General features: G+C 42.2%; 14 protein-coding genes. 5 read left to right on the top strand and 9 right to left on the bottom strand.

From position 1 onward, the window contains the following. Positions 1 to 28 precede the first annotated feature (28 nt). From FTV25_RS07305 to ampC, 9 genes are all read right to left on the bottom strand, one after another. A complete protein-coding gene (locus FTV25_RS07305) occupies positions 29 to 667 on the bottom strand; it encodes a molybdenum cofactor guanylyltransferase (protein WP_180002445.1) in 639 nt (212 codons plus the stop codon). After that, positions 664 to 3,444: a nitrate reductase gene (locus FTV25_RS07300; RefSeq protein ID WP_180002444.1), complete on the bottom strand. Its 2,781-nt coding sequence runs from the start codon at positions 3,442 to 3,444 to the stop codon at positions 664 to 666. Before FTV25_RS07300 ends, FTV25_RS07305 begins: the two co-directional genes overlap by 4 nt. 295 nt (positions 3,445 to 3,739) lie before the next feature. Further along, on the bottom strand, positions 3,740 to 5,350 hold the full coding sequence (gene nirD / locus FTV25_RS07295) for a nitrite reductase small subunit NirD (RefSeq protein WP_180002443.1): 1,611 nt from the start codon (positions 5,348 to 5,350) through the stop codon (positions 3,740 to 3,742). A gap of 24 nt (positions 5,351 to 5,374) precedes the next feature. Then, positions 5,375 to 7,921 carry a nitrite reductase large subunit NirB gene (gene nirB, locus FTV25_RS07290; protein ID WP_218947814.1) on the bottom strand — a complete coding sequence of 849 codons (2,547 nt, stop codon included), beginning with the start codon at positions 7,919 to 7,921 and terminating at the stop codon, positions 5,375 to 5,377. A 40-nt stretch (positions 7,922 to 7,961) separates the two neighbouring features. Next, a complete protein-coding gene (locus FTV25_RS07285) occupies positions 7,962 to 9,302 on the bottom strand; it encodes an MFS transporter (RefSeq protein WP_004783163.1) in 1,341 nt (446 codons plus the stop codon). 531 nt (positions 9,303 to 9,833) lie between these two features. Further along, on the bottom strand, positions 9,834 to 10,535 hold the full coding sequence (locus FTV25_RS07280; protein WP_180002442.1) for a VIT family protein: 702 nt from the start codon (positions 10,533 to 10,535) through the stop codon (positions 9,834 to 9,836). Between the two features lie 329 nt (positions 10,536 to 10,864). Further along, a complete protein-coding gene (locus tag FTV25_RS07275; protein ID WP_180002441.1) occupies positions 10,865 to 11,347 on the bottom strand; it encodes a VOC family protein in 483 nt (160 codons plus the stop codon). Positions 11,348 to 11,552: 205 nt separating this feature from the next. Next, positions 11,553 to 12,470 (bottom strand): LysR family transcriptional regulator, encoded by a 918-nt coding sequence (locus FTV25_RS07270; protein WP_180002440.1) that lies wholly within the window; start codon positions 12,468 to 12,470, stop codon positions 11,553 to 11,555. Between the two features lie 274 nt (positions 12,471 to 12,744). Next, a complete protein-coding gene (ampC, locus tag FTV25_RS07265; RefSeq protein WP_180002439.1) occupies positions 12,745 to 13,905 on the bottom strand; it encodes a class C beta-lactamase in 1,161 nt (386 codons plus the stop codon). A 651-nt stretch (positions 13,906 to 14,556) separates the two neighbouring features. Here ampC and FTV25_RS07260 point away from each other — a divergent pair. The 5 genes from FTV25_RS07260 (at position 14,557) to FTV25_RS07240 (ending at position 21,765) form a co-directional block, all read left to right on the top strand. After that, complete coding sequence (locus tag FTV25_RS07260; protein ID WP_180002438.1) at positions 14,557 to 15,000, top strand: hypothetical protein; 444 nt, start codon at positions 14,557 to 14,559, stop codon at positions 14,998 to 15,000. Between the two features lie 106 nt (positions 15,001 to 15,106). Then, the gene (locus FTV25_RS07255; protein WP_180002437.1) at positions 15,107 to 17,263 is read left to right on the top strand and encodes a TonB-dependent receptor; all 2,157 of its coding nucleotides are present in this window, start codon (positions 15,107 to 15,109) and stop codon (positions 17,261 to 17,263) included. Between the two features lie 613 nt (positions 17,264 to 17,876). Further along, positions 17,877 to 18,938, top strand: a complete 1,062-nt coding sequence (hppD, locus tag FTV25_RS07250) for a 4-hydroxyphenylpyruvate dioxygenase (RefSeq protein WP_004811022.1) — start codon at positions 17,877 to 17,879, stop codon at positions 18,936 to 18,938. A 170-nt stretch (positions 18,939 to 19,108) separates the two neighbouring features. Further along, complete coding sequence (locus FTV25_RS07245) at positions 19,109 to 20,509, top strand: amino acid permease (RefSeq protein WP_125279729.1); 1,401 nt, start codon at positions 19,109 to 19,111, stop codon at positions 20,507 to 20,509. A gap of 29 nt (positions 20,510 to 20,538) precedes the next feature. Then, positions 20,539 to 21,765 (top strand): amino acid aminotransferase, encoded by a 1,227-nt coding sequence (locus FTV25_RS07240; protein WP_180002436.1) that lies wholly within the window; start codon positions 20,539 to 20,541, stop codon positions 21,763 to 21,765. Positions 21,766 to 22,112 lie beyond the last annotated feature (347 nt).

Raw genomic sequence — 22,112 nt, 5'->3', positions numbered from 1 at the left:
TTTGTGCCAAAAGCAAAATATTTAGTTTTTAGTGCAGAAATTTGAGCTGTTGATACTGTTGCAGTTCATCCAGCGAGTTAATACTGTGAAAAAATAGCGCACGATTTTTAAAACGTGCCACTTGTGCGTGCAAATCAGCAAAACAGTGTTTAAGACTGCGCTGTTCCTGTTCAAGATGTAAGTTCAGGGTTGCCAGACTGCTGCGTTTGACCAGACAAAATGGATAAAGTGGCTTGCCGTTAATTTCCACATAGGCCACTTGAGCCAGACTGTTTTTGGCTAGAGCCTGGTGCAACTTGAGCAATACTTTGGAAGGAATATAAGTTACGTCACAAGGGACAAACAGCACGTAATCCGACTGCACATGCGACCAGGCACTTTTCATGCCCATTAACGGCCCCTGAAAGCCCGGCTCATCATCTTGATAATAATGAACACTGGGAATAAGTTTCTGGTAAATGGAATAGTCGCGATGGCTGTTAATCCAGACCTGTGCAACATTCGATTTCAGCTGTTGGTGAATCTTGATCAGCTGAATCTGGTCATCGAATTTCTGCAACAGTTTATTGATGCCATTCATGCGTCTTGCCTGTCCACCCGCCAGAATCACCAGATCAGTACGCGGATAGGCTGTTTTATTATTTTCTCCATCGGCTCCTTTTTTCATTCTACCGTCTCCAATTGACATGTTTTAATCAGGCCACGGATTTCAGGTAAACACGAACCACAATTCCCTCCGGCTTTTAAACATGCGGTCACCTGTTTTTCATCCGTAATATTTTTAGTTTTAATGGTTTCAATGATGCGGTTTTTACCGACTTTAAAACAGCTACACACCAGTGGACCTTCATTATTTGCCATCGACATTGGTTGTCCGGCAAGTAAGGCTTTACGGTGCATAGCACTTAAACGTTCACGTTTAAACAGACTTGCCACCCAGTCACGGTCCGGCAATAAGGCCTTCGGTGCAATATATAGACTGGCAATCACATGACCATCCTGAAGTATCACGCTATGACTGATGTGGGCGGTCTGATCTTCAAGATTCAGCCATTCAAAACTTTCATCCTGAAATGGCAATAATTCTTTTAAATGCTCAGTGGTGTAGCTAAATTTTTTCCGGTCTGCCAGTTCATAACGTACTGCCTTGCTGGTAGTGATTTTAGTCCACCACACGGTGGCTTCAATCGACGGCTGTACGATTTTTTCAAAGCCTTGACGCACATAAAATACGCCTTGCCACTGGCTATAAAATGGATGGATGATGACCGGAGTATGCTTAAATTCTGGCTCACCCGAAATGGCATCCACTACTGGATTCACCACCTTGCCGATCCGGGCATCGGATGCGACCTGATCATTCCAGTGAATCGGGGCAAAGACCTGTCCACGGCGGATATTGTCACTGACAGTCGCACGCAAGACACAATTGCCCCATTGTGATTTGACCTCTACCAGCTCGCTATCTTTAATGCCGTATTTTAAGGCATCATGTGGATGAATTTCACAATACGGCTCAGCACGATGGGTACTTAAATTGGCAGAGAGACCAGTACGGCTCATGGTATGCCACTGATCGCGGATCCGGCCGGTATTCAAAATTAAAGGATATTCACTGGAAATCTGATTCACCGGATCAATTGCCATGGTAGCAATAAACTTGGCTTTGCCATCTGCATGGCTATACTGGCCTTCGCTATAGAGTCGAGCTACTGAATCTTCTGCCTGATCTTTTCTCCATACTGGCCACTGTACCGGTTTCAGTTCATCATATTCAGCTAGGCTTAAATCGGTTAGGCCTTTTAAATTAAAATAGCGGAAATATGGCGTTTCAGATCGCTGACTTAAATCAGAGTTTTGCTCAGCAGATAATTGGGCATGCTCCAGAAAAATGTCATGGCTATTATTAAAATCAAAACCTGTGAAACCCATCTTCTGAGCCACTTGACTGATCGCCCACCAGTCAGCTTTGGCTTGCATCGGTGCATCTAAAAAAGCACGCTGTCTGGAAATACGACGTTCTGAATTGGTCACGGTGCCATCTTTTTCCCCCCAACCTAAAGCAGGTAACAAGACATCAGCATATTGTGTGGTATCCGTATCCTGACAGATATCAGACACTACCACGAATTCACATTTGTCCAGGGCGCGTTTGACCTGATCTGCATCTGGCAAGCTGACCACCGGATTGGTGGCCATAATCCAGATCGCCTTGATCTTGCCGCTTTCAACGGCCTGGAATAAATCGACTGCTTTCAGTCCTGCTTGTTTAGCAATATACGGGCTTTGCCAGAAATTTTGTACCAGCTGCTGATGTCCCGGATTTTCTAAATCCAGATGTGCAGCCAGCATATTCGCCAGCCCACCCACTTCACGACCACCCATCGCATTTGGTTGACCGGTCATGGAAAATGGCGCTGCACCGAGTTTGCCGATTTTACCCGTGAGCAAATGACAGTTAATAATACTGTTGGCTTTATTCACCCCTTGCGAAGACTGATTGACCCCCATTGAAAATAGAGTCATGACTTTTTCAGTTTGAGCAAATTTCTGATAAAAAGTTTGCAGTTTCTCGACAGCAATACCGGTACGTTGAGCAACTTCTTCAATCGAAGACTCAGCTTCACTTTGTACTAGAGCCTGTTCCAAGCCTTGTGTATGTTGAGCAATAAAGTCTTGGTCTGCGTAACCATTTTTCCAGAGGTACTGCAACAAGCCATTAAACAACGCCACATCCTGCCCCGGCAGAATTGGCAAATGCAAATCTGCTGCTTCACAGGTGCTGGTAAAGCGTGGATCAACCACGACCACGAACAGGTCGCGCTGTTCCTTGGCTTTCATGATGCGTTGGTACAATACTGGATGACACCAAGCAGTATTGGAACCGACCAGCACCACCATGTCAGTATGTTCAAAATCGGTATAGCTAGCAGGGACAATATCTTCACCGAAAGCTCGTTTATGTGCAGCAACAGCTGAAGACATACACAGACGTGAATTGGTATCGATGTTTGCAGTACCGAGATAGCCTTTGACGAATTTATTCACTACATAATAGTCTTCGGTCAGCAGCTGACCGGAAACATAAAAGGCAATACTGTCACGACCATACTGGTCGATATATTGTTGGAATTTATTGGCAATGGACGAAACTGCAGTATCCCAACTCGTGACTTCACGCTGATCTTTACGACCCAGCATTGGATGTAGTAAACGAGTTTCAAGTCCTAGGGTATCGGCCAAATTACTGCCTTTAATACACAGCTTACCGTAATTAGAAGGATGATTGGCATCGCCTTCAACAGTCACTTTCGAACCTGATATGGTCGGCGTTACATGTGCAGTCACACCACAACCCACGCCACAATATGGGCACGTGGTCTGTGTAGTTTTAGTTTTTAATTCTGTGGAGCTTTCAATTTCCACAACGGGAATACTGTTCATGGATGCTCCTTAGGAGTTGAAACACAATTTAATTCTTTTCAAAAAAGGTTCATTACAACGGTGTCTTTTCAATGCAACTCATTTATTTGGATCAACCTTCGGTTCGACCTACTTTTCTTTCGGGAAAAGTAGGCAAAACCTGAGCCACACTGTGGCGTAAGATCCGCAAAACTCGCCCTCATCCGGCATGTATCAAAAAGGTCGCAGAAACATTCATTTTCATATTTTGTCTTGGCTCAAACAGTTGCGGATGACGTTTCCGCGGATCTTGGTTTCACCATGACAAATTGATTTTTTACCCTGCTTTCTTTAATGCAAAATCCCGACCAAAAAGCAGCTTGTTACGAATCGTTGCAATTGGGGTTTGATCTGCAATCAGTTCGGCATACCAGGTACCGTCTTCCGTATCACCAAACAGCACCGCACCAATGACTTTATCCTTTTGAATAATAATGCGTTTATAGATCTGACGCTTTTCATCATTCAGTACGATATCTTCAAAATCATCTTTTGGTTCGAAGTCACCTGCAGAGAACACATCACAACCACTCACTTTCAGCTGAGTCGGAACCGTCGGCGATTTAAAGGTCAGGCTGCCATGCTCGGCCAGATGTGATGCACAAATGAACGCCTGGCCCCAAAGTGGTTCAACCAGACCAAAGGTTTGACCACGGTGCTCGATACATTCACCCATCGCATAAATACTTGGGTCAAAAGTCTGCATGGTGTCATTCACTAGCACACCACGGTTGCAACGCAAACCGGCACTTTGCGCCAATGCGATATTTGGACGAATACCAACTGCGAAGACCACCAAATCAGCAGCCAGCACGGTGCCATCTTTTAGTTTCACTTGGGTCACATGACCTTCTTCACCAATTAAGCATTCGGTATTGGCTTCAGTCAGGATGGTGATACCTTTCTGCTCAATCGCTGTTTTCAGCATCTGACTGGCTTTGCTGTCCAGCTGACGATCCATGATACGATCCATCAGATGCAATACTGTGACATTCATGCCTTGCTGTTTCAGACCGTAAGCTGCTTCCAGACCCAGTAGACCACCACCAATCACCACCGCATTTTTCTTGGTTTTGCAGTAGTCCAGCATGGTATTTACATCATAGATGTCGCGGAAGCTGAGTACACCTTTTAAGTCGCTACCTGGAATTGGCGGAACGAATGGTTTGGAACCCGTCGCCAGAATTAAACGGTCATAACTGATCACTTCGCCTTTTTCGGTATAAACCTGCTTACGCAGACGATCGATACGAACCGCTGGATCACCTGCAACCAGACGGATACCTTTGTCGGCATACCATGCATGCGGATGTAGCATGATGTCATCAATGGTTTTCTCGCCAGAAAGCACTGGCGACAGCATGATGCGGTTGTAGTTACCCCACGGCTCTTCACCAATCACAGTAATTTCATAACGGTCTGGTGCCATATCCAGCAGGTCTTCCAGACAACGCATGCCTGCCAGACCATTACCGACCAGTACCAGTTTCATTTTTTCCGGTGAAACACCGTTATTGGTGATATAGGTTTTTTGTGGCACGGGGCTAATGAACACCTTGCCATTTTCAATTTTGTTTGGAAATACCAGCAGTTTTTGATCTTTATCTTCCAGACAGCGGCCAGTCGCCAGACTGAAATGTTGCTTGTAAATTGGTGAAGCGACAACACGTTCACCTTGCAGATCACCAATGATGCCGCGTGACATCACAAATGCTTTACTAAATGGATCCTGGTTACTGAGTGCATAAACACGTTTTTCTGAACCTACACGAAAGATCGCAATTTGCTGATCTTCCACCAAAGCTGCAACGCCAGTATTTGGGGTAATGTCATCCAGTGCACACACTTCAACCCAATTCAGTTCATTCATATCTTTAAACATTGTCATATTCTTGCTCCTTTATTCTTTGAATCAGGCTTCAACTACCGGAATACGGCTGGCATTGCGTTCAGCTTCAGTTTTTGGACGGATCTGACCGCGCACTTCAGTAAATTGAACGTGCGGATCGTTTTGCTGTTCAGCCTTGGCATTAATAAAGGTTTTGAAACGTTTACGGACTTCTGGATCTTCAACTGCAGTACGCCATTCATCCTGATAAGTGCCCACCACATGCTCCATACGACGCTCGAGTTCTGTTGCCAGACCCAGTGAGTCATTGACGATGACATCTTTCAGATAATCTAAGCCGCCTTCGAGGTTGTCGCGCCATACTGAAGTACGTTGCAGACGATCAGCCGTCTGGATATAGAACATGAAGAAACGGTCGATATAGCGGACTAAAGTTTGTGTATCCAGATCTGATGCCAGCAGTTCCGCGTGGCGTGGTTTCATACCGCCGTTACCGCAGACATACAGGTTCCAGCCTTTTTCAGTAGCAATCACACCAACGTCTTTGCTTTGTGCTTCGGCACATTCACGGGTACAGCCAGACACCGCCATTTTCAGTTTGTGTGGAGAACGTAAGCCCTTATAGCGGTTTTCCAGATAGATCGCCAAGCCCACAGAATCATCTACACCATAACGGCACCAGGTGCTGCCGACACAAGATTTCACGGTACGCAGCGATTTACCGTAGGCATGACCTGATTCAAAACCGGCATTGATCAGTTTTTCCCAGATTTCTGGTAATTGATGCAGTTGCGCACCAAACATATCGACACGCTGGCCGCCAGTCAATTTGGTGTACAGACCATATTCTTTAGCAATTTGACCAATTACGATCAGACCATCTGGAGTGACTTCACCACCTGCCATACGAGGAACGACAGAGTAAGTACCATCTTTTTGAATGTTACCGAGGTAGTAGTCGTTACTGTCTTGCAGGCCGGCATGGCTTGGTTTCAGGACAAAGTCGTTCCAGCAAGATGCCAGGATGTTTGCCACTGTTGGCTTACAGATATCACAGCCCAGACCATGACCATGTTGCTGGATCAGGTCATCAAAGGTCTTGATTTCATTCACACGAACCAGGTGATACAGTTCCTGGCGTGAATAAGCAAAGTGTTCGCAGAGATGGTTATTTACTGTTACGCCTTGACGTTGTAACTCAGATTTCAGAACTTGCGTCACCAGCGGTGCACAGCCACCACAAGCTGTAGCAGCTTTGGTGCATTTTTTCAGAGCGCCTAGTGAAGTTGAACCATCGGCAATCGCTGAACAGATATCCGCTTTAGATACGTTATTACATGAACAGATCGTTGCGCTGTCTGGGAGCAGGTCTACACCGCTACCGCCTGCTTTTGCAGTCGCTTGATCAAAGCCCGGCATGATCAGGCTTTCCGGGTTTTCCGGGATTTCCAGACCATTTAGCATCATTTGCAGCAGGTCGTTATATTCTTTGGCACAACCGACCAGCACTGCACCGAGCAGTTTGGTTTTTTCAGCATTAACTACGATTTTTTTGTAGATCTGCGCTGCTTCATCGGCATAGAAGTAGCTCAGTGAACCTGGTGTCATGGCATGTGCATCACCAACTGATGCAACATCAACGCCCATCAGTTTCAACTTGGTGCTCATGTCTGCGCCAGCAAATGCTGCACATTCTTCTTGTAGTACATGTTTCGCAGCAATACGTGCCATGTCATAGCCTGGTGCAACCAGACCAAAAATCTTGTTATTCCACAGCGCACATTCACCAATCGCGTAAATGTCCGGATTTGATGTCTGGCAGTAATCATTGATCACGATACCACCGCGCTCACCAATCGCCAGCCCACTTTGACGTGCTAGCTCATCACGTGGACGGATCCCTGCAGAGAACAGAATGATGTCAGTTTCCAGCTCAGCACCATCACCAAACTTCATCACGTGCTTGGCATTGACACCATCTTCAATAGACGAGGTGGCTTTTTGGGTATGGACTTTAACGCCCAGATCTTCGATTTTGCTGCGTAATACTTTACCGCCAAGATCATCAATCTGTACTGCCATTAAGCGTGGTGCGAATTCGACCACATGCGTTTCCAGATTCAGGTCACGCAGCGCTTTTGCCGCTTCCAGCCCCAGCAAACCACCACCAATCACGACACCGTTTTTGGCATTCAAGCTCGCTGCACGAATGGCATCCAGATCTTCAATAGTACGGTAAACAAAGCAATTTTCACGGTCATTACCAGGAATTGGCGGCACAAAAGCATAGGAGCCGGTAGCTAAAACCAGTTTGTCATAAGCAATCACATCGCCATGATTAGTGGTGACTGTTTTATTAACAGTATCGATTGCAGTCGCTTTGGTACTCAAACGCAGATCAATTCCATACGCATCTGCAAAGTCGTTACGGCAAAGGGTTAAATCCTTGGCTGATTTTCCAGTGAAATATTCAGTTAAATGTACACGGTCATAAGCCAGACGCGGCTCTTCTGCCAGAATAGTGATTTCAACCTCATCACCCGCATGCTCAAGCACAGATTCAATAAATTTGTGTCCTACCATGCCATGGCCAATCATTACCAGTTTCATATTCCTTCTCCTAAATTTTCTAAATCTTGTATCTTGTGTTTTAAGCCAGGTTGTTTCGTTCAAGAACAGCTTCTTCATATAGCTTTTGCTCTTTGGCCTTATGCTCAACCGAGAAGCGAATCATCAGAACAAAACTTGCTGCAATCACGACCAGGCCGCCAAGTGCCATCAGACAGGTTTGAATATCCAGCATGCCTTTGAGTAAGAATCCTGCTGCGACCGCACCCACGTTACCGCCTGCACCGATAATGCCGGCCACACCGCCTAAAGCATCACGGTCAATAAATGGCACCAGCGCATATGTTGCACCACATGCCATATGGGTAAATAATGCAAAGACAGTCATTGTGATAATGGCCAGCATGGCACTGTTCATTTGCGAGAATAAAATCAGGAATAAGCCTTCCATCAAGATCATGGCAAACAGCACTTTGGTACGTCCGTCCAGGCCTTTTTTGATGGCAACTTTGTCTGAAACGATGCCACCCAGTGCACGGGCAAATAGTGCTAGCAGACCGAAGATCCCGGCCGTCATACCTGCTTCTTTTAAACCAAAGCTGAAGTTTTCTACGTAGTACATGGCTACGATGTTATGAATGAAGATTTCGATACCGAAACAGGCCGCATAAGCGCCAAATAGAATCCAGACACGGTAGTTACGTGCAGCATGCATCAGAATTGCCATGCCACCTTTTTTCTCGCTACCTACCTGGATTCCTGCTGCACGCAGTTCTTTAAAGTTGCCTTGTGGACAGTCCTGAGTGAATTTCCAGTACAATGCACCGACAATCACCATCATTAGGCCTGGAACGATCAGTGCAATTCTCCAGCCCATCGCCTGTTCAACACCGAACATCACCAACGCAGCTAGAAGTAAGGGCATCAAGGCTTGAGTTGCACCACCACCGGCATTTCCCCAACCTGCAGATGCCGCATTCGCTGTACCGACCACATTCGGCGCAAACATGATGCTGGTGTGATATTGGGTAATGACGAAACTGGCACCAATGGCGCCAATCAGTAAGCGGAAAAACAGAAAGGATTCATAGCTATTCGCAGAGGCCACACCAAAGACCGGGATACTGCCGAGTACGAGTAAGGCGGTATAGGTTTTCCGTGGACCATATTTGTCACATAGCGGACCGACAATCAGTCGAACCAGAATAGTGATTGCGACTGCTGCAATATTGATATTGGCGATTTGATCTTTGGTTAAGCTGAATTCACCTGCGATTACAGGCATCAGCGGTGCACAGGCGAACCAGGCAAAGAAGCAGACAAAAAACGCGAGCCAACTCATATGGAAGGCTCTCATTGCTGCGCTGCTGAAATTCAAAAGACTTATTTTTGTTGCTTTCTTTTCATATAAATTTGAAGACATCACCATCTCCTTCCAGAACTGAACGTATAGGCTTATCTGCTATGCGAATCGCTGCACACCAGATGCGATCAGAACGGACGTCATTGGCCGTCTTACAAATTTCTTTAGAGTCGTCTTTGACTCAAATTCTAATAAGCACAAAGCGTGCCAATAAAATAGTTATACGAATAAGTATTTGTATTTATATTAATTATCTAGAGGTACTTTTATATTTTTTCTAAATTATAGTGACTGAGAACCAAGCTCTTTCTTATTTTCCTGAGAATATTCATATCCAGATTTTAAAATTGCCACTTCACTGCGCCTTTTGGCACAGCTTTAGTGCAAGGAAGCATATAATCAAATTAGGTATTTTTAATTAAAGAAAAACTTGTAGTTAAAATTTAATTTTTTTAAATGAGTTAGTTACTTAAAAATCTAGATGTATCTAATACAATTCAATGAGGAAAATTTTAATTCAAGATTATGTACTTCACTTGAATTTTGGACATATAGAGAACAATATAAATTTATTCCATATTTTTTAAATAATTACATGGTAGTAACATTAAATAGAGAGCCAATCCAGAAACTGAATAGCATGGCAACGATGCCCCAAATCATGACACGCAGTGCGCCTTTCCACATACTGCCACCGCCCGCATAACTGGCTAATGCTCCCATCATTCCCAGACTAAGCACTCCCACCAGCATGACGCCCTGATCTAGCAAATGTGAAGGCAAAACCAAAATGGATACCAATGGAAATAAAGAACCTACCGTAAATGCTGATGCTGAAGAAAATGCCGCCGTAAAGGGCCGGGCAGCTGTCTGTTCCAGAATTCCAATTTCATCACGCGCATGCGCATCCAAGGCATTATGTGCAGTAAGCTGTTTTGCCACTTCTTCGGCCAGATCAGCTTCTAACCCTCGCTTGATATAAATATTTTTTAGCTCTCTTAATTCATGTACGGGATGCAGATTTAATTCCCGCTCTTCCATGGCGAGATCATTTTTTTCAATATCCTGTTGCGACTTGACCGAGATATATTCCCCAGCTGCCATCGAGGCTGCACCAGAAATCAGGCCAGCAACACAAGCAATCAAAAGTGTTTGTGACGAAGCACCACTGGCTGCCATCCCGACAACCAGACTGGTCACGGAAATAATTCCATCATTGGCACCAAGCACTGCGGCACGCAACCAGCCAGAACGTTGTATATAGTGTTTTTCATGATGATGGGAATGAGGCATGTCTTTCTCGTTCTTCTAGCAGATGAAATAAGATTTTAAATTTTAGTCACTTACTATTTTATCATCTTACATTAAGCCAAATATTTCAAATATGAATCTTCACCTTCAGAGATATCTTCGAGTTTCATCTACTTATTTTAAAAAAGAAAAATTATTTATTGTGAAGGCTTAAATAGATTTTAGCCAGCGGCCGCCATAAGCAACTCACTGGCTATACCTTAAAGGATGAACTTCTGATTATTAACAATGACCTCTCACTTTATATAAGTAATAAGGCCAAACGCTTAAACTAAATACATGGCATTAATCACTGATATCGAGACTATGCCTTAGCCTCGGATGGCAGCTTCAATTGCAGCGACATCAATTTTCTTCATGGTCATCATGGCATCAAAAGCTCTTTTAGCAACACCACGGTCTGAACTGTATGATGCTTCAAGCAAAGCTTTAGGGATGATTTGCCAAGATACTCCCCATTTATCCTTACACCATCCGCATTCACTTTCCTGACCACCATTATTGACGATCGCATTCCAATAGCGGTCAGTTTCTTCCTGATCTTCTGTGGCGACTTGAAATGAGAAAGATTCATTATGCTGAAATACAGGTCCTCCGTTTAAACCAATACATGGAATACCCAGTACGGTAAAGTCTACTGTGATGACATCACCTGCTTTACCAGAGGGATAATCTCCAGGTGCAAGAACGATGGCACCTACAGATGAATTTGGAAAAATTTCTGCATAAAATCGTGCGGCTTCTTCAGCATCATGATCGTACCAAAGACAAATGGTATTCTTTACAATATTCATGATCTCACCTCTTCTTTCAGAATAGGTTTTAAAATACCTAAGAACTCTTCAATATCTCATCTACTAGTTGAGTCCTACTCTTCCCATCTTTCACCCAAAATTAAGATAAGCCTGTTTTAGAATTGTATATTTATTGATCTAATTGACTGAAAGCGTCATCAAAAAGAATAGTTTTAAAGAGTCGAGAGGAAACCTTTATCACCACTTAATCATAATATGTGGTTCTCTTTTTAGAGAATCGGTCAAGCTGCTTTAAAAATCCTTCGAAATAATCTTTCTGCTTTTCTTCAGTTCGATAACCTGCATATAAAGTCCGGCGCAGTCCATTCGGGGCTATACAATTCAAACGGCGTGAAGTCACCCAGCCTTTTTGCTCATATTCATTCACTACCCAATCTGGCAAGGCTGCAATTCCCCGACCACTGGCAACCAGTTGAATCAGCATTTGAGTCAAGTCGGTGGTCCGAATTTGTTTAGGTAAAATATTCGCTGGAATAAACAGGTGTGACATGATGTCCAGACGGTGCTTGTCCACTGGATAGGTAATCAGTGTTTCTTCCGCCAATTCCTGGACGCTAATACTTTGGGAACGCACTAAAGGATGAGTATTCGATAGCACCAAACGCGACTCATACTCAAAAATCGGGAAATACTCTATACCCTTCAGTTCAATAGGATCAGCGGTAATAAGCAGATCGAATTCCCCTGTTTGTAATAATTCATGCGGATTGGCCTCAAAGCCAGAAGCGAAATCCAAATCTACATCTGGATATTGAATACGATATTGATTCAGTAAAGGCATCAACCAGTCGAAACAGCTATGGCATTCGGAAGAAAAAATGATCCGTCCTGTCTGCCCATGCACAATGCGAATGATATCACTCTGTGCAACATGGACTTGAGGCAAAATATCATCTGCCAGCTTCAGTAAGCGCTGCCCGACATTGGAAAAACTGACCGGGCGACTACGGCGATTGACGATTTCGACTCCGAACCATTGATCCAATTCACGAAGCTGATGGGACAAAGCTGAAGGCGTGAGACAAAGATCTCCTGCTGCTGCAACCAGTGAGCCATGTTCTCGTAACGCGACTAAGGTTTTTAAATGACGAAGTTCTAACATGAATGCCCTGAAACCTATCTAATCTGATTCAATCTTAATTAAATAAGCTTACCCTATTTTGAACTTTAATATTATTAAATTTCATTTTAAAATTTATAGAATGAATTTTTCTCAACCAATAAAATCTACCACTCTTATCGATACAAAATAAAAACCTCCGAAATTAGGAGGCTTTTACTTCAGTTAGAGTTTAAGACTCAACCTCTTTTCAAAAGAAGGAAACACCCTAGCTCAAAAATCATGAGACATTTCCTTCTATTCAGGCTTAATAAACTTAACTGTTTTTTATGGTCTGAAAGACTTGATAGGCTGCCTTGATTCGCTCTGCATTGGGAATTTTTTTATTCATCAGCATGACCAGTCCAAAATTTTCTTCCGAAATAAATAGTACATAGGTGCCAAAGCCATTGGTTGAACCAGTTTTATGAAAAACTTTAGATTTTGCCTGAACAGTATTTTTGACTACCCGATTTGGTTGCATCACGACTTTTTCAGAATTACTTTCCAGCAAAATTTCGAGCGTTGTCGGATATGAAAAAGTCTCCCAGCCGAGTGCTTGGGTCATTTTTCCAAGCTTAAAATATCCATGATGAGTTTCCAGAAGCGCTTGTTTAATATCAGGCTTATTCTTTTTCAGATTCAGATTGGCATCTAATAATTTCAGCATATCGGGAAGTGTAGATTTCACCCCATAAGCCTGGGCATCTAAAGCTCCCGGGTTTACCCGCACCGGATGATTGTTCTGATCATAACCAAAAGCATAATGAACCCTATGTGCTTTCGGAACATTGATATAGGTATTCTTTAAATTGAGTTTTGGAAAAATCGTCTGTTCCAGCAATACGCTAAAAGGAACATTCATTGATCTTGCACTTAACTCACCAAACAAGCCAATACTGGGATTTGAATATTGCCGATATTGGCCAGGCGGATGTTTAATCTGCCAATCTTGAAAATACTCTAAAACTTGCTGATCAGTCTTAACCTGATCCGGAAATTGCAAAGGTAAGTTTCCACTCGTATAAGTCGCTAATTCCAGCAAACTGACTTTGTTGATTTCTGAATTCTTTAAATCAGGCCAATATTTAGCTGGATGATCATTAAAAGAAAGCTTACCTTGACTCTTGGCATAGCCCCCTGCAATGCCAGTAAAAATTTTACTTACAGAACCTAATTCAAAAATTGTTTGCCGATCTACAGCTTTATGGTCGATATGAGATTGCAGGCCATAATAATATTCATGATTTTTTCCCTGATAAATCACCCCGACTGCCATTCCCAATACATCATATTTTTGCATGAGCGGCTTGAATGACTGATCAATAGTAGCCTTAATATAATTTCCCTTTGTTTCATCTGCATTTGCCTGAACGCTCCATCCTATAGCCAAGGCAATGATTCCTGCCTTAAATCCCTTCACAGTACTTAAAACCATTCTTATTTTTTATCCCATTTAAGAAAGTGGTTATCTTCTCACTTATTTCCCCACTCATCCTTAGTAGATTCTTTATTTCTCTTTCTATTGATTAGTGAATTCAATTTCTGAACTATTCAATCTCTCTTGTCTATAAGTTGCTCCCTCATAGAGGACATATAGTCATTCCAAGCTTTCTCCACTTTTTTATAAAAATGGTAGAACTGGCATACCTATAAAATTTGAAAATAAAATATAAGAGTTAAATAAAAATAAGCTAAATTTAGCTATATCTCTAAACTTAAGCTTTTATTTTATTGACTAAAAAATTATTAGATAAAAATTCAATCCCACTATTTAAAATAAAAACCTCCCAAAATAAGGATGTTTAAAAAATTAAAAATATATTTGAAAAATAAATCAGGTTATAAAATACATAAATTATTTTCAAAAAATTTATTAACAAAATAAGCTATTGATTATAATTATGTTTTAAATTTAAATTCCAAGATAAAACTATTCTATTTGCTTAAAAATAAATAATCACTTAAATATATAATCCCCCATACCTCTATTTATCCAGCTTGAATTACTACAACTATCCATTAGCACTTTTAAAATCAAAAAACGTTATATAATCATTTATACGCCTTTTATATAGGTTGGATGATTGTGCGTTTAACCTTTCAGAAAGCTTCTATTATATTCGCCATCTTTGCATGGCTAATGCAGCTTTCTGTCTTTATTACGCCCATTTTGCAAACACATCCTGAGCTTGGGTCTGGAATCTGCAAGCAACTTGCTATTTTCAATCCATCGGAAGCCCATGCTGATCATATTAAATTAGAGGCTACACAGTCGCAGATCCAGAAATCTTTCCTATTAGCTGAACAGCGCAATGTAGAAGAAAAAATCCTGTATAGCGCAGATACTTTTTGTAAATTCTGTCTGGTTTTGGGACAGAATTTTAATCCTGTTTGGCTTGCCTGCCTTCTCATCTTACTGACATTAATTTTGGGCAAAACACCTCATCGTTTAGCTGTTTCCAGTCTCAAGCGTTATCAAAAACTTTACTTAACCTTCTTCCAAAATCGTGGTCCTCCACTTTCTCTCTAGTTCACGACCTAAACTGTTGTCTTAATTATTTTATAAAAATATTCAAACTACTTACTTTCAGTATGTGGTTCGACATTCCTTTTTTCCTGATTCAGGTGGAATAATAATGAATACACAAAATAATTTATTTAAATTCAGCGCACTTTCACTTGCAATTTTGACTTGTAATCTTATTCATGCAGAAGAAAGTCCAGCAAAACAGCTCGAACAATTAGCGCCTATATCCGTGATGGCCAGCCGTGGCAGTAATTTACAGGATATGGACATGAGTACGACGGTCATTGAACATGAACAGATTCAAAATGCACCACAAAGCAGTATTGACCAGATTATTAACAAAATTCCTGGCGTCTTTACTCCGGCCCGCCTATCGACCCAATTACATCCAACTAGCCAGCTCATCAGCATCCGTGGTTTTGGCACCTCCACCAATGGTTTAAATCTGGTGCTTGTCGATGGTATTCCCGCCAATGATCCTTATTTTAGAACTATCAACTGGGCCCAAATTCCTAAAGAACAGGTCGAGCGAATTGAAGTAATCCGCGGCGGTGGTGCGACCAGTTTATGGGGCAATATGGCCATGGGTGGCGTAATTAATATTGTTACCCGTCAGCCGGAACAAGGCAGTGCAATTTATGCAAGTTATGGCAGTTTTAATACGGTTAGTTACGGAGCCAGCCAAGGATGGGAGCTGTCAGAAAAATTTAAAATCGGCTTGAATTATGACGGCAGCCAGTCTGATGGCTATTGGCAGGTACCGAAACGATATCGCCATCCAGACATGAGCAAAACAGAAAATCAGGTGGATACGCTCAATGTTAAAGCCATCTATAGCCCCAATCAGCAGGATGAGTATCTACTCGCCTTACTTGCAAGCGAAACTAAAGAAGAAGGCTTGCAATATCGGGATGCTGAAAATAAATGGAATACGTTTCGCATTGCTGCCACTGGCCTCACCGAGCTGAGCTCAGACTGGAAATTGAATACATTAGCGTGGTATCAAACCAATGACATGCAAACCCAAAATGCTTCTATTCCAGGTTATAGTCTGGCAACTCCAAATAATGGCACATCGATTATCAGCCAGAAGGAAAAGGCGGAATATGACAGTTTCGGTACATCAATCACAACAAATACCCAATGGAAACAATTGGAAGATATTAAATTTGGTATCGATTATCGCCAAATTGAAGTGAAAGACCCGCTGAATATTTTTAATAGTACCGGTTTTTTGGGCAATATCACTGCAGAAGCAACGCATCAGTTTGCAGGTATTTTTGCCCAAGCTTTGTATCGTCCTGAAACCTTACCTCTGGATATTACTTTGGGTTTACGTCAGGATTTCTGGAAAGCCTCGGATGCAGAAACTTATGGACAATATGCAGGCAGCCCGATTCAAAACCGTCTGACTGACCAAGATGAAAATCACTTTAGTCCCCGCCTCGGCTTTAAATATCATTTCAATGATCAACTGGATCTGCGCGGTGCAGCCTATAAAAACTTCTCTGCACCCGGTCTGAACCAGATGTACCGTAGTTTTATCGGCGGTTCGAATTACACAGTTCCCAATACTGACCTGAAATCCCAAACCAACCGGGGAGCCGAACTGGGTTTTGATTTTAGCGATCATGCTTTAACGCTTTCTGGCACCTATTTTTATAATAAAGTGAAAGATTACATTGATTATGCGGTTGTTCGATCCGACTGTGATGCAGGCAATAATTACTGTGATACTGGGGTGAGTGCTGCTGCCACATTACGCCAGTATGTCAATGCCGGTGATGCCAAAATGCAAGGATTTGAACTTATTGCAAATGTTCAGGTGAACGATCGTATTAGCCTGAATGCGGGTTATACAAGAACCAAGTCTGAACTGACTCGCTCTAATTTAAGCGTTGCTGTAGCGCCAACCGGCCAGCAGATCGGACAGATTCCGACCTGGAATGCGACTTGGGGTGCATCCTGGCAAGCGACAGACCAGCTGCATCTAAATGTGCAGTTACGAGAGTTTGCCGAGTATTGGAATAACACCGCGCATACCCAGTTGAATGAGGGGACCTTAACGGTTGATTTAAGTGCGAATTATCAAGCCACTCCTCAATTACAGCTATTCGCCATTGCACAGAATATTACAGATCAATCCTATTATGATCAGGGTCTCAGTTATCTGGCAGATGGCAGTCTCAATACTTCAGGTTCAGGTACGATTCCTCAATATGCTTTGCCTTTAAACATCACGATAGGAGCAAAGTATCGCTTTTAAAACCTGTTTAAATCGTTACCAGGAGATAAACACTCAACCTGTTTTGATCTCTATTCGAAGATGCCTATCCTTTCAGTGTTGAATGCTGAAACCGGTATGGATATTAGGTACAACTGGATTGGATGACTAAAGCTCTTAATTATTTAAGGGCTTTTTTTTTGAATATCAAAACAAGTTGAAGCTAAGTTTTTAATATTTCATTTTCTTAAATTTCCATAACAAAAACTTGTGTTCATAAGCCTTTTTGATATGAGTATTCAAAATAGATTTTCCTTACAAAAAACTACATTTCCTATGATTTAGTATCTTGGAATTATCCAAAAAATATTTTTTATGAATAACATTAATTTATGTTATAAATTAACCCCATGTTTTATGAAATTATTTATTACGTAATTAAATTACGTATTGAATAATATTCAAGATCCAGTATGATGAGTTAAATTCCTTCTTTTTCTTGTGTGCATCAGGAATCGATGCAGTTCAGCAAGTCAAAGAAGTCAGGCAAACGGATTTGTCTTCTCAATATAAAACGGCAGTCATACCTCCGTAGAGCCTGAACAGACAGTAAAAGATGAGCAATAGGATTGCTTCTAAAAAATGAGGATGTTGTATGAATGAATTAGCCAATCCATTAGAACTGTGTGGATTCGAATTTATTGAATTTGTATCTGAAGATGGTCAGTTGGATCCTGTTTTCCAAGCCATCGGATTCACTAAAGTGGCGAAGCATAAATCGAAAAATGTCTATTTATGGCGCCAGGGCAATATTAATATCATTCTGAATTATCAGCCTGAATCATATGCAGCATTTTTCTATAAAGAGCACGGTCCTTCTGCTTGTGCAATGGGCTTCCGTACCAAGAATGCGGCAAAAGCTTTTCAAAAGGCGATTGAAATCGGTGCAGAACCGATTTATAGCAAAATCGGCCCAATGGAGCTTAACATCCCTGCGATTAAAGGAATCGGTGGTTCTCCAATCTTCCTGGTCGATTGTGACATTTACCAAAATGATTTTATCTTCTTTGATAATGTTCCATCGCGTCCAGTCGGCACTGGCCTGAATGAAATCGATCATTTAACGCATAATGTTTATAAAGGTCGTATGCAGTACTGGGCAGATTTCTATGAAAAGATTTTCAACTTCCAGGAAATCCGCTACTTCGATATTAAAGGCGAATACACTGGCCTGACTTCTAAGGCACTAACAGCACCAGATGGCAAGATCCGTATTCCACTGAATGAAGATTCAGACAAAGGTAATGGCCAGATCGCTGAGTTCCTGAACGAATTCAATGGAGAAGGCATTCAGCACATTGCCTTTATCTGTGATGACCTGCTTGAAACTTGGGACAAGCTGAAAGCTTTAGGCACCAAGTTCATGACGCCACCGCCAAGCACTTATTATGAAATGCTGGATGAACGTCTGCCAAATCATGGTGAGCCAGCGGATGAGCTGCAAAAACGTGGCATTCTGCTCGATGGCAATACCAAAGATGGTAACAAACGCCTGCTGTTACAGATTTTCTCTGAAAACATGATTGGCCCAGTGTTCTTTGAGTTTATCCAGCGTAAAGACGATGACGGTTTCGGTGAAGGTAACTTTAAGGCCCTATTTGAATCAATCGAACGTGATCAGATCAAACGTGGTGTTTTAGACATTTCTAAAGCCTGACCTTTTTAAAACCATACCGGTGTCTATGTAGTGTCATATGCATCGGTATGGTTGCCTCTGTTTCAACGTATACGCTCGTATAACACTTAAGATTCTGCATCGATGACGGCATAAAAATAATAAAGCACATCATAGTTCAGCGCTTAATCTCACATGGATGATGAATAAAAATGCAGCACATTGAACAAGGAAACCTGAAAAAAGGTTTAAGTAACCGGCATATTCAGCTCATCGCACTCGGTGGTTCAATTGGTACCGGACTGTTTCTTGGAATTTCACAAACGATCAAGCTTGCCGGGCCTTCCGTTATTTTAGGTTATGCCATTGCAGGCTTGATTGCCTTCTTAATGATGCGCCAGCTGGGTGAAATGATTGTACATGAACCTGTGAGCGGTTCTTTTAGTCATTTCGCTTATAAATACTGGGGCAAATTTGCCGGATTTATGTCGGGCTGGAATTACTGGGTACTGAATATTCTGGTCTGTATGGCCGAATTAAGTGCCGTCGGTCTTTATATCCATTACTGGTGGCCGGAAATTCCGACCTGGGTCTCTGCCCTCGGCTTCTTCATTTTCATCAATATCATTAATTTGCTTCACGTGAAATTATTCGGTGAAATGGAGTTCTGGCTGGCGATCATTAAAGTTGGTGCAATTATTGCCATGATTGCGTTCGGCAGCTACCTGCTTGCCAGTGGTAGCGGCCATAGCCAGTCCAGTCTGGAAAATTTATGGCAACTCGGCGGCTTCTTCCCGAATGGAATCATGGGCCTGATTATGGCGATGGCCATGATCATGTTTGCTTTTGGCGGCATTGAACTGGTCGGGATCGCAGCCGCTGAAACCGATAACCCGAAAAAGACCTTACCTAAAGCAGTCAACCAGATTGTCTACCGTGTCCTGTTATTTTATATCCTGAGTCTGGTAGTGATTTTATCGCTTTACCCTTGGAACATGATGGCACAAGGTGGTAGCCCATTTGTGATGATTTTTGATTCTCTCGGCAGTCAAACAGTTGCTGGTGTTTTGAATTTCGTGGTGTTAACCGCAGCGGTTTCGGTATATAACAGTACTAACTACTGTACCAGCCGTATGCTGTTAGGCTTAGCCCAACAAGGTAATGCACCGAAGTTCTTAAGCAAGATTAATCAGCGTGGCATCCCTGTGAATGCAGTGATGGTTTCAGCGTTTTTCACCTTGATGTGCGTTTTATTAAATTATCTGGTGCCGGAAAAAGCCTTTAGCATGTTGATGATGCTGGTGGTTGCTGCCATCGTGATTAACTGGCTTGTTATTTCCTATACTCATTTGAAATTCAAGACATCCATGAACCGCATGCAGACCAAAACCGATTTTCCAAGTGTGGCTTATCCATTCACCAACTATTTATGTATCGCATTTATGGGCGGTATTCTGCTAATTATGAGCAGCACCCCGGACATGCGTGTGGCTGTCATCATGATTCCGGTCTGGATTGGTATTCTCTCGGTTGCCTACTTCTTTAAGCGCAAACAGGAGTCTCAGACTGCTATTTTAGATAACAGCAAAATTAGCACCTTACCAGAAGCGTAATCGCATATTGATTAGATTAGGATAGATTCATGTTTCAACATATTGATACTTATGCCGGCGATCCGATTCTCTCTTTAATGGAAGAATTCAACAAAGATCAGCGTAGTAACAAAGTCAACTTAAGCATCGGCCTATATTACAACGAAGACAATATTGTGCCGCAACTAGACTCAGTGCAAAAAGCCTATACTTACCTGACCCCTGACTATAATAAAGTCCGTGTTTATTTGCCGATGGATGGTCTGAACAGCTTTAACCAGGCTGCACAGGAATTAATTTTTGGAACCTCCAGCCCTGCCCGCGAGCAAGGTCGTGTGGTCACGATTCAGACTTTGGGTGGCTCAGGTGCACTAAAAGTCGGCGCTGACTTTTTAAAGAAATATTTTCCAGAATCTGAAATATGGGTGAGCCAGCCGACTTGGGAAAACCATATTGCGATCTTTAACGGTGCGGGTATTCAAACCCATTTCTATCCTTATTATGATGCTGAAACCAATGCCGTTAATGTCCCGGCGATGCTGGATTGTTTAAAACAGCTGCCCGCTCACAGTATTGTGTTAATGCACCCATGCTGTCATAACCCGACTGGTGCAGATTTACAGCCACATGAGTGGGATCAGGTCATTGAGGTATTAAAAGCGCAATCCTTAATTCCGTTCCTAGATATGGCGTATCAAGGTTTCGGTCAGGGTCTGGAACAAGATGCCTATGCCATTCGTGCACTTGATCAAGCCGGTATGAATTTCATCGTCAGCCATTCATTTTCCAAAATCTTCTCTTTATATGGAGAACGGATTGGTAGCTTAAGTTTCGTCTGTGATGATTACACAAGCGCACAAAATGTTTTAGGCCAGTTAAAAGCTACAGTTCGCCGGATTTATTCAAGTCCAGCGGCCAATGGTGCGCTATTGGTCAGTCAGGTGTTAAATAATCCTGAACTGTTTCAGCAATGGCAGGCTGAAGTTGAAGAGATGCGCCAGCGTATTTTACGTATGCGTGGCTTACTCAAAGAAAAATTGTCTCAGGCATTGCCAGAACTTGATTTCAGCTACCTGACTCAACAGCAAGGTATGTTTAGCTATACTGGTTTAACTGCTGAGCAAGTGGATCTGTTAAAACAGCATTATGGTATTTATCTGGTTCGTAGTGGCCGGATGTGTACAGCAGGCCTGAACCTCAGCAATATTGATTATGTTGCCGAGTCGATGGCTGCGGTGATTAAAATGGAGAATGAAGCTGAACCATTGATCGCTTAAAAAACAGTAAGTTTTTAAAAGCCTTCTAGCTTGAGTGCTCGAAGGCTTTTTTTATGAATGGTGATTTGATCTTTTTAAATAAAAATAGAGTCAGGTCATGTTCTTGGGCAAAATCCGTAACCACTTGGATATCTATTCTTATTTTCATCTGGATACTTTTTGCTTTGGAATTAATGAGACTATATAAAACAGTGGAACATTGCTTCTTTATTAAGCGTTAAATATGAAAAATCATAAAAAAAGTCCGATCTGTGATGATCGGATTTTTTCTCATACAGTAAAATAATGATTTATAAAAGATAAATTTAAATATTTTTCGTATAACGTGTATTATGTTAATTTTAGAA

Origin of the sequence: Acinetobacter sp. YH12249 (assembly GCF_013417475.1) — a bacterium.
Classification (GTDB): Bacteria; Pseudomonadota; Gammaproteobacteria; order Pseudomonadales; family Moraxellaceae; genus Acinetobacter.
This window is presented reverse-complemented; position numbering and strand designations above follow the sequence as displayed.

Coding starts and splice junctions, on each gene's coding strand:
- FTV25_RS07305 (WP_180002445.1), bottom strand. CDS start 667: ATGAAAAAAGGAGCCGATGGAGAAAATAATAAAACAGCCTATCCGCGT.
- FTV25_RS07300 (WP_180002444.1), bottom strand. CDS start 3,444: ATGAACAGTATTCCCGTTGTGGAAATTGAAAGCTCCACAGAATTAAAA.
- nirD (WP_180002443.1), bottom strand. CDS start 5,350: ATGACAATGTTTAAAGATATGAATGAACTGAATTGGGTTGAAGTGTGT.
- nirB (WP_218947814.1), bottom strand. CDS start 7,921: ATGAAACTGGTAATGATTGGCCATGGCATGGTAGGACACAAATTTATT.
- FTV25_RS07285 (WP_004783163.1), bottom strand. CDS start 9,302: ATGTCTTCAAATTTATATGAAAAGAAAGCAACAAAAATAAGTCTTTTG.
- FTV25_RS07280 (WP_180002442.1), bottom strand. CDS start 10,535: ATGCCTCATTCCCATCATCATGAAAAACACTATATACAACGTTCTGGC.
- FTV25_RS07275 (WP_180002441.1), bottom strand. CDS start 11,347: ATGAATATTGTAAAGAATACCATTTGTCTTTGGTACGATCATGATGCT.
- FTV25_RS07270 (WP_180002440.1), bottom strand. CDS start 12,470: ATGTTAGAACTTCGTCATTTAAAAACCTTAGTCGCGTTACGAGAACAT.
- ampC (WP_180002439.1), bottom strand. CDS start 13,905: ATGGTTTTAAGTACTGTGAAGGGATTTAAGGCAGGAATCATTGCCTTG.
- FTV25_RS07255 (WP_180002437.1), top strand. CDS start 15,107: ATGAATACACAAAATAATTTATTTAAATTCAGCGCACTTTCACTTGCA.
- hppD (WP_004811022.1), top strand. CDS start 17,877: ATGAATGAATTAGCCAATCCATTAGAACTGTGTGGATTCGAATTTATT.
- FTV25_RS07245 (WP_125279729.1), top strand. CDS start 19,109: ATGCAGCACATTGAACAAGGAAACCTGAAAAAAGGTTTAAGTAACCGG.
- FTV25_RS07240 (WP_180002436.1), top strand. CDS start 20,539: ATGTTTCAACATATTGATACTTATGCCGGCGATCCGATTCTCTCTTTA.